Source organism: Pseudomonas sp. P5_B2, from assembly GCF_056400445.1.
Genome location: NZ_JBFULH010000781.1, coordinates 1 through 1,695 on the forward strand (window position 1 = coordinate 1; position 1,695 = coordinate 1,695).

A 1,695-nucleotide genomic window follows, 5' to 3' on the forward strand; every position below is an offset into this window, starting at 1 on the left:
GCCGAACTGCGTGCGGTGCTTGAACAAGACGGTGTGACCCTGCGCGATTACAGCGAAGTGGCCGCTGCCTTGCGCGCCGTGCCGAGCGGCGCAAGCCTGCTGGTCGATCCGGCACGCGTCACCGCCGGTTTGCTGGACAACCTCGACAGTGGCGTAAAACTGGTCGAAGGACTGAACCCGACCACGCTGGCCAAGTCGCAGAAAAGCCTGGCCGATGCCGCGCACATTCGGCAGGCCATGGAGCAGGACGGTGCCGCCCTGTGTGAATTCTTCACGTGGCTGGACTCGGCCTTGGGCCGTGAGCGCATCACCGAACTGACCATCGACGAACACCTGACCGCCGCGCGTACCCGACGTCCTGGCTACGTGTCGCTGAGCTTCAACACCATTGCCGCGTTCAACGCCAATGGCGCGATGCCGCACTACCACGCGACCGAAGAAGAGCATGCGGTGATCGAGGGGGACGGTCTGTTGCTGATCGACTCCGGCGGTCAATACCTGGGTGGCACCACTGACATTACGCGGATGGTGCCGGTCGGTACGCCGACGGACGAACAGAAACGCGACTGTACACGCGTACTCAAAGGCGTGATCGCACTGTCCCGTGCGCAATTTCCTCGGGGGATTTTGTCGCCGTTGCTCGATGCCATCGCTCGCGCGCCGATCTGGGCTGAAGGCGTCGACTACGGTCATGGCACTGGTCATGGCGTTGGTTATTTCCTCAACGTTCACGAAGGCCCGCAGGTCATCGCCTATCAGGCCGCTGCTACTCCGCAGACGGCAATGCAACCAGGCATGATCACCTCCATCGAGCCGGGCACTTACCGGCCTGGGCGTTGGGGGGTGCGGATAGAGAACCTGGCGCTGAACCGTGAGGCGGGCACCAGCGAATTTGGTGAGTTCCTCAAGTTCGAAACGCTGACGCTGTGCCCGATCGACACCCGCTGTCTGGAACCGTCACTGCTGACGCAGGAAGAGAAACAGTGGTTCAACACCTACCACGCCGAAGTGCGCGAGCGCTTGAGTCCGCTGCTCGATGGCGCCGCACTTGAGTGGTTGAACACCCGTACTGCGGCTATTTGAGGGAATGGAGTTCAGGCGCTTGGTCAAGCGCCTGACTCATCCTGACTCACGTCGAGGCTCGGCTTAACTCAGGGCGTCAATAACGAAGTCCAGCCGATCCTGGCCAAAGTACATCTGGTTGCCGACAAACATGCTCGGTGCACCGAAGACACCGCGCTGTACGGCTTTCTCGGTATTGTCCTTGAGGGCGGCTTTCACCTCCTCGTCGGCGGTCAGGGCCAGTACTTCATTGGGGTCAAAACCGTTTTGTGTCAGCACTGCGGCCACTGTGGCCGGATCATCAAGGCTGCGGCCTTCAACCCAGAGGGCAGTGAACAGACAGTCGATAAACGCCAGGAAGCACTCGGGCTGACGTAACTGTATCCCGGTCACGGCGCGCATAAGCATCAGGGTGTTGATGGGGAAGTGCGGGTTGAATTTCAGTGGCACGCCATATCGTTTTGCATAGCGCTCAAGGTCTTGAAACATGTAACGGCCCTTGGCCGGAATGACCGCTGGAGAAGCGTTCCCGGTTGCTTTGAAAATGCCCCCCAACAGCATTGGCGTATAAATCAGTTGGCTGCCGGTTTGCTCACAGATTTTGGGCAGCTGGGTATAGGCCAGGTAGGTGGC

General features: G+C 60.1%; 2 protein-coding genes. One reads left to right on the forward strand and one right to left on the reverse strand.

The features are described from left to right. Positions 1–1,083: aminopeptidase family protein P (locus tag AC1DRJ_RS26700; RefSeq protein ID WP_477804791.1), on the forward strand; the 1,083-nt coding region annotated here is incomplete at its 5' end. Between the two features lie 63 nt (positions 1,084–1,146). Here the strand turns inward: AC1DRJ_RS26700 and AC1DRJ_RS26705 are convergent. Beyond that, the coding region (locus tag AC1DRJ_RS26705) for a 2-hydroxychromene-2-carboxylate isomerase (RefSeq protein WP_477804792.1) at positions 1,147–1,695 on the reverse strand (549 nt) is incomplete at its 5' end.